The organism is Methanobrevibacter sp. (assembly GCF_045541095.1).
GTDB lineage: Archaea > Methanobacteriota > Methanobacteria > Methanobacteriales > Methanobacteriaceae > Methanocatella.
Map to the genome: position 1 here is coordinate 25,658 of NZ_JAZQIJ010000098.1, position 8,057 is coordinate 33,714.

General features: G+C 38.3%; 6 protein-coding genes. 4 read left to right on the forward strand and 2 right to left on the reverse strand.

Going from position 1 to position 8,057, the window contains the following annotated elements:
* Window positions 1-121: 121 nt before the first annotated feature.
* The 3 genes from ACKI2P_RS04355 to ACKI2P_RS04365 are packed head-to-tail and all read left to right on the forward strand — an operon-like array spanning window position 122 to window position 3,726.
* Window positions 122-2,506, forward strand: a complete 2,385-nt coding sequence (locus ACKI2P_RS04355; protein WP_407375361.1) for a response regulator — start codon at window positions 122-124, stop codon at window positions 2,504-2,506.
* Window positions 2,507-3,127 (forward strand): hypothetical protein, encoded by a 621-nt coding sequence (locus ACKI2P_RS04360; protein ID WP_407375363.1) that lies wholly within the window; start codon window positions 2,507-2,509, stop codon window positions 3,125-3,127.
* A gap of 8 nt (window positions 3,128-3,135) precedes the next feature.
* Entirely contained in the window at window positions 3,136-3,726 is a 591-nt protein-coding gene (locus ACKI2P_RS04365) for a histidine kinase dimerization/phosphoacceptor domain -containing protein (RefSeq protein ID WP_407375365.1), read from the forward strand.
* On the opposite strand, the gene ACKI2P_RS04370 is transcribed toward ACKI2P_RS04365, so the two are convergent.
* The gene (locus tag ACKI2P_RS04370) at window positions 3,723-6,371 is read right to left on the reverse strand and encodes a CDP-glycerol glycerophosphotransferase family protein (RefSeq protein ID WP_407375366.1); all 2,649 of its coding nucleotides are present in this window, start codon (window positions 6,369-6,371) and stop codon (window positions 3,723-3,725) included. The genes ACKI2P_RS04365 and ACKI2P_RS04370 overlap by 4 nt on opposite strands.
* Window positions 6,372-6,729: 358 nt before the next feature.
* Between ACKI2P_RS04370 and ACKI2P_RS04375 the strand changes: the two genes are divergently transcribed.
* Window positions 6,730-7,131, forward strand: a complete 402-nt coding sequence (locus ACKI2P_RS04375) for a hypothetical protein (protein ID WP_407375368.1) — start codon at window positions 6,730-6,732, stop codon at window positions 7,129-7,131.
* 16 nt (window positions 7,132-7,147) lie between these two features.
* Here ACKI2P_RS04375 and ACKI2P_RS04380 read toward each other — a convergent pair whose 3' ends face one another.
* Entirely contained in the window at window positions 7,148-7,951 is an 804-nt protein-coding gene (locus ACKI2P_RS04380; RefSeq protein WP_407375370.1) for an acyltransferase, read from the reverse strand.
* Window positions 7,952-8,057 lie beyond the last annotated feature (106 nt).

Here is an 8,057-nt window from a genome sequence, read left to right on the forward strand (position 1 = left end):
GCCATCTGAAAATCTTCAAGAATTAATTTGTTAAGCCTAAAGCAAAACTAACTATAAATACTACCATTAATAGATAAAAACATAGCGTGAAGTGGAAAGAAAAGTGAAGGTGAAAGTCACAATGACAACCGAAAACAATCAAAAGACTATTTTAATAGTTGAAGACGAATCAATCATTGCATTAAACCTCAAATACGACTTGGAAGATTTAGGATATGAAGTCATAGATATCGTCGATACAGGTGATGACGCCATTGACCGTGCCGTGGAATACCGTCCAAATTTAACTATAATGGACATCAACCTCAAGGGAAATGTCAACGGAATACAGGCGGCCAAAAAGATTCTGGCTCTGGATTTGGCAGTCATTTATTTAACAGCAAACTCAGATGACATAACATTCAATGAAGCATCATCAAAATCACCTGCATCATCATTCATCCCAAAACCATATAATCTCAACACATTATCCAAAAATGTCGCTTTAGCAATTAACCGTCAGGCAGTGGAATCCGAAAAGGTTAATGAAGCTCGAGGAATAGCCAAAGAGAAAAATCCAGCTGAAATCAATAATTTACAAATCGAAGGCAGTAATGCCCCATTAATTGAATCCGGCGATGAAAAAACAGACTATCAGAATTATATCGAGTATTCCGATTTGCAGCAAAAGGCAAAGGACGAATATAAACTGTCAAACAATGCCATAATGCATTACAAATCCAGAAACGCCGATGATAAGCTTAAAGTCATCATCGTTGAAGATGAAGCGATTACCGCTTTGAACCTTAAAATGGACCTGGAAGATTTAGGCTATGAAGTTCTCGAAAGCATTGACACAGGTAGTGAAGCAATAGAAAAATCCAGAGAACTCTTTCCGGACCTTGTTTTGATGGACATCAATCTGAAAGGAAATGTTGACGGTATTGAAGCTGCAAATGAAATCAGCGAAAACGGAATACCGATTATCTTTTTAACTGCAAACACTGATGACGATACCGCATTCAAGGCGCTTAAAACCGCACCTTACGGATACATTTCAAAACCTTATACCATTAAGGATCTGGAACTGACCCTTAAAATGGCCTTGAGAAAACATGAAGAGGACATTAAAACAATCATCAAGACCGAAAACAAGGTTTCTGAAAAGAATAAGGAGCTCATCATTGAAAAAACCGATGTTGCCATTATTCTGGGAGCTTCACTGATTCTCATTTTTGAAAGCATATTCCAGAGAAATGTCACATGGCTTCAATGGATTTTATTCATCCCATCAGCAATAATGATATTTCTTGCTGTTGTCAGCCTTAAAAAACAGGACCCCGTTAAAGAATGGGATGTTCCGCCATTCGTTACACTGATTGTGCCCGCACACAACGAAGAGCACACCATTGCAGATACTGCAACAAGTCTGGCATCCATAGACTATTACTACAATGGAGAAGTCAATTTCGAACTCATCGTATGTAATGACGGTTCGGAGGACCGCACAGGTGAAGTGCTGGAAGGACTGAAAGAGAAGTTTCCGCATCTCAAAATCATCACACGTGTGCCTCCACGTTCCGGTAAGGGAAAAGGTTTTGTTCTCAACGATGCCCTTGAAATTTCAAAAGGTGAGGTTGTAGCGGTCTTTGACGCAGATGCAAGGGTTGACCCTGACTTTTTAAATATCATCATACCTTACCTGAATGACCCGGAGGTTCAGGGAGTCCAGTCCCGTATCAAAATGTACAACAAGGATGAAAACTGGCTTACCTATATGCAGCATGTCGAACTGGCAGGTTTCGGTAATATCGTTCGTGCAAAGGACATTCTGGGTAAGGCAGGATTTTTAGGAGGTAACGGACAGCTCGTTAAAAAGGACGCAATCTACGGCGGAGGAGGCTGGGACGGCTTTGCAATCACCGAGGATTTGAATTTGAGTGTTAAACTGATGATTGAAGGCTACGCCATTCGTTACTGCGGTGACACCTGGGTTTATCAGGAAGCCGTACCGACATGGAGACAACTGTTCCGTCAAAGAGCAAGATGGGCAATAGGTAACTTCGAAACACTCTTCATATACGGAGTGAAAATCATCAGGTCCCCGATGCCAGTATTCAGAATGTTCGGAGTTTTAGAACATGTAGCGTTTTATGGTCTGAACATGCTGGTTTTCTTCGGTTTTATCGTCTTTACAGTCAACCTTATCGGATGGCTCGTATTCCATGATGTTACAATAATAAGAATGGATGCACCTCTGGTTGTCGGAGTTCTTTCAGCATTTGGATTCTTCCCGGGAGCAGTAATCACCTTAGCAAGAGACAGAGTGAACTTTTTCAAGCTCCTCTATGGAGTTTTCGGATATTGGCTTTACTGTTTCCATTTGATTCCGCTGTTTTTCATAACAGCATATCAGATGCTAACAAGAAAAGAGAGAACCTGGGCAAAAACCGTGCATACAGGTGATGAAGAAGAGGTTGAAGTGATTGATGAAAATATTCCTGTCGGAGAAATGGAGGGAGAATAGATGTTGTTAAGAGAAAAAATCGCTTATATCATATTGTTGTTGGTGTTGCTTACAGTAGTGGTCAATCTGAGTTCCATCAACAATTTTTTAGCATTTCAGACAGACAAAACACTAGAATTTGACCATTCCATCTACGTAGTTCCCCACCACTGGAATACTACTGACGAGCTGAACATATCCGGAAAAACCCCCCTTGCAATGACCAACGGATACATTGTTTTTGATGCATGGGACGACTGGCCCGAAGACCACATAACGTCGATTTCGGAGGCCAAGTTCAGAGCAATGGAAGATGGAGGATATAAGGTTCTTAAAAATGAAAATGAAACCCAGTCAGGTGTGAAAGTTTCAAAGCAATACTTTTCAAATCCTTCACTGGACACCGACAAGATCTGGAAGCATGTGGGAGTCAACTACGTATTTCCAAAGCAGGACACAAACTATGCGATTCAGGTACATTACTTCACAACCCATGACTACCACAACAAAAGCTATGTCAAGGAAATTGACGACCGTATAGAGGACATGATGGCAACTATGGAAAACAAAAACTACAACTGGTACATATCAACATTCAACAAACTGATGAACAACGAAACTGTCGAATGGGACATATTATAGGTGTAACAATGGAAAACGCTAATTTAAATCCGGATGAAAGAAGAGCAGTGCTGAAACAGTTCAACCACAGAATCAACAATGACCTGCAGGCTCTTCTGGCATTCATAAAATTAAAACAAAGGTTTGGAGTTGACAATGCAGAAATTCTTAATTTTTCTTCCGTTTCAATCGCATCAATTTCAGCAATACAGAATCAGATGTATTACGCCGATGATGAAAGTGAAATCAGCGCAGGCGAATTTCTAAACGAGTTTAAAAAGGTTCTCGATGACAACTACTCAAGGTCAAACGTTGAATTTTCCTATAACATCAAAAGCGACTTTTCAATGCATCCGAAAACAATATTCCACATGATGTTTCTGCTCAATGAAATGGTCAGCCTAACACTCTCCACAGGCGAATGCACAAAGATAGGCTTCGAGCTTGAAAAAAATGAAAATGACTGCATTTTAACCTATTCAGATACAGGCATCAAAGAAACGCTGTCAGGCTCCGACATGAGAAAACTTCTCTTTGAACAGTCCTTAAAGCAAATCAGAGGAATTTTGCTATCAGATAATCCTGTAATTTCCATCAGATTTCCTGCAGATGAAAACTAATAATATCTGTCCAGCTCAAGAATGGCTTCATAAACCCTTTTTGAGTTGTTTTTGTCATGATATTTGAAAAATTCATCTACCCTTTTTTTGTATACGTCTTCCATTTCACAGCCGTTTTTGATTAAATCAACAATATATTTCTTTAATTCTTCATGTGTTCTTATCACAGGTCCGAATCCGTCATCCTCATATTTGAAATAGGCATTCTTAACGTCAAAGTGATAGTTATCATCAAACTGATAGTAAATCAGCGGCTTTTTGAGATAGGCAAAATCAAACGCTATTGATGAATAGTCCGTGACAATCAGTGAGGAATTGTTGAATGTTTGCGAGAAATTTGTCAAATCAGTGTCAAAAGTTACGCTCGGATGCTTTGTGAAGGCTTCGATGAACTTGTGAAGGTTTCTGTGAGGCTTGAAAATAAGTCTGTAACCGTTTTCAGTGATGAAATCAATCAGCTCATCATCACTTAAAAGCTCATTGAATACATTATAGAAATTGGTCTTTACAAAGTCCTGTGCTGAAAGCTGATCCAGCTGACGCCTCCATGAAGGCATTATGACAATTTCCTTTCTCTCATCATTGTCTTCAAGAAAATCAAAACGAGGAAATCCCAAGGTTTTGAAAATGTCCGGGGAGTATCCGTAATCAGGATGTTGGAAGGATTCCTTTTCCCTGTCTGAAACAGTGACTATCATGGAGAGATGCTTATCAAAGTCATTAAGCCATTCGGATACGTTGTCCTTTGTGACTCCATGCTGCAGAAATACTGTTTTTGATTTGGCAAGACCTGAGAGGTATTTGTAGTTTCCCCAGAATGGGTAGATTATAGTGTTATCGGGGTGCGATGTGATTAGAAACTCGGCGAATAGAGTGAAAATCCTGTGCTTGAGTGAGCGGTAGGGCAACACTCTGCCTATCTTTTGAACTTCCCGGAACTGTTTGCTTGATTTTCCAAACCCTAAAATCCTTTTGAGTTTAGTAAACCTTGAAGATACTGAATATTCATATTCATCAGCAGCTGTCTTTTCAAGGATAAAAATTGGTTTTACATCAGTTTTAATCGAATTCATATATTTGAAAAGAGCCAGGGAATTGTCTCCAGCAGCCTTGGGCAAATCACCCATAAGCCAGATTCGTTTTTTTCTGTAGAACAGATACAAAACAAGATATAATGTACGTATGGCCACTCCGGTTACCCAACCCTGGTCACGTCTGTTCAGCATTTTCCCGATAGTGGCAAATTCCAGTTTCAAACGCTTGATGAGTGATTTTTTTACTATTAAAATTTCATTATCGTTGTTGACGGCAAAATAGTCCTTTGAACGCTTGAACTGAGATATTTCATTAAGTCTTGAAGTTTGATTGTAATTAATGTTCAGATTGGCATTTTGATTCCTGAATGTGATTCTGGACCCGTCTGCAACCGGAAGGGTAATCCTGAAGTTATGGTTATATGCATAGTTGAAATTCAATGACAGATTGTCCCTTTGAGGGTATCTTATAGGAGTTGTCCTATACTCCTCGCCGTCTACAACCGCCAGGATTTCACTGTCCCCAGTAAAATTCGTATGAATGCCTGAAATATAGGCCTCATGTTCATTTATAAATTCGAAGTTGTCGATGAAAAGCGTATTCAGCTTGAAATTGTCCACTGCAACGCTTTTGTCTTTAAGATAATCCCATCCATGGCGCTTCATCGAGAGCACATGGGCCTTCAGGGCCGCAGGAATGGAAAGCTGTTTGAAAATAACGTCCTCATCGATGTATGTGAGAAGCTCAAGAATCTTTGAGTAGAGAGTTTTCATCTCATCTTCATTTAAAAGCTTGTCTAATTTTCTTATCTCGACAATCCACTGCAGATCATACATCAGGACATATTGTATGAACTTAGGAACCTCCTTGAAATTCTTTTTGGTTGATTCAATGAGCTTAAAGAAGTATTCATCTATTCTTGTGGTGAAATAGGATTTGGTTGAAGCAGAGGAAGTGATTAGGGAATTCTGTGTTCCGTCCTTTCTGTAAAAATATGTAGGCTTTGGAAGAAATGCAATAATCGGATCATCCAAAAGCATCTGATTTATCAAAAGGGCATCCTCTGAAACTCTCAGGTTTTCATTGAAGCGGTAGTCCTTGAGACGTTCGTATCTGAAAAATGATGATGCACCTGAAAGCTGTATGTACTGGGGGTCAGTTACGAGGTTTACAATCCTCCTGCGTTCAAACTTGAAGTTAAGATTGTGAGGTCCTCTTTTTACCCCGACATATTCGATTGGAATGGAAGCAATGTTTACCTCATAGTATTCCTCTAAAAAGTCATAAGCGGTTTTAAAAGCATCTTTGGATACATAATCGTCACTGTCAAGGAAATTTACATATTTTCCCTCGACATGTTCCAGGCCGACATTTCTTGAATAGGCCGAACCCATATTCTTTTCATTGCTGATTATCATTATGTTTTCAGGCCACAGCTGCCGGTATCTTTCAAGGACATCAAGGGTATTGTCCGTACTGTTATCGTTTACCAGAATCATTTGGATATTTTTATAAAAGCCTAAAGTTTGACCTATTATGGAATCCAATGCTTCAGCTATGTATTTTTCTTTGTTGTAAACAGCCATGACAACAGAAAATTTAAAATCCAAATTGATGCCCTCCTTAAATATATATAAGTTAAACATCTTATTTAAACAATATTATAAAAAGAATGGAATGTTAAAAATTGTCTGTTTTTTAAATAAAATCAAAAATGGTTAAATATTGTCTGAATTAATTCTTTTTTTGCTTGAAATATGAAATCAAATTTAATGCACGACTCTGAAACGATACGGCGATTAAAAATATTGAAAAAAATTTTAACTCATGTGAAATTCAATTAAATTACACCTAATCAATATCCAAGAATGTCAAACAAGTGTATAACATGAAAATACTTATAAATATTAGCAAATCCAACAAAAATATGGTGTTTAATCCACTTTACAAATATTGGAGGCGAATAAAATGTTAAAAAGATATTGTATATACTGTGACAGTCTACTGTCTGAAACAGATACAACCTGCAAAATTTGTGGAGCAAGGATTAAGGACGAAACCTGTTTTAAAAAAAAATTCAATTACATCCCTCTTTTGAAGGGTTTGACAGCAATATTCATTGCAAGAGCCATATTGGAATTGCTGTTCGGATTTATACCCTATAAGATGGCGATTTCAATCCTGATAGGAAGCGCTTATGCCGGAAGAGCATACAAAATATCTCCATTAAGTCTCGCCGTAGGAGGAGTCATGGGACTTGCGGCCATGATTATCGCCAACCTCATTATTTTTACAAATGTCTTTGATTTAATGATTGGAATATTAATCGGAGCGGCCGGAATTGCAGTTGGAGGATTTCTAAACAAGTGAAATATTAAAATTTCCTTCAACCGTCGATGCAAAAGCGGTTTTTACCTGAAAAAAAGAGCACTGCCATAATATAGTCAACAACATCATCAGGATTACTGGCATTTAAGTTCTCTTCGATTTCATCAAAATCAAGAGTATTTTCATCTTTTTTATAACTGAACAGGTCTGATTGGGATAGTGACATTTTTTCAATTTCCTCTTCGCCCCAACCGTGGACGGAATGAGGTGTCCAGAAAGTATTTTCATGAATCAGCCTTATTGGTGAACCTGCATAAGTTGTATTTGACGGAACGGTGTGATTTGAAACAACTGAATTTGCACCGATGACGGAACCTGAACCTATCTTTGATCCCTTGAAAATCATGGCGTTTTGACCGAACCAGACATGGTCTCCCACATAAATGCTTTTTGCAAAATTGATTCTTCTTTTTGAGACGTCATCATATATGCAGTGGCCGTCTGAGGTTCTGAAAACCACATTGTATGAAATGAAGCATTCCTCTCCTATGACAATATTTTTGGCCTCGGACAGCACAAATGTAGTCCTGCCGTTGAAGAAATTGTTTTTTCCGATAAAGCAGACGTTGTTCTTGTGGAGCGAAATGTTGAGCGAATAGTCATGGATGTTGCTTGAAAGGTACAGAATGGAATTGTCAAGGTTGAAATCTATTCTGCAGTTCCAGAGATGGACATCATCCTCACAAATCAGAACGTTGTTTTTTCCGTTGAAATTAATCTGTGAGTTTGTAAACTTTGGAATTTCACCAAGAAACTCGTTGTCCTCAAGTTCTAAAAGTTGCTGCGAATTTGTTATTTGCAAAATATCACCAAAAAATAGGATTGTTATTTCTATTTTGTAATTTGAGTTATATAATAATTGTCACTCTGCAATAATCGTACCGATTTTTAAATCAATATACTTATAG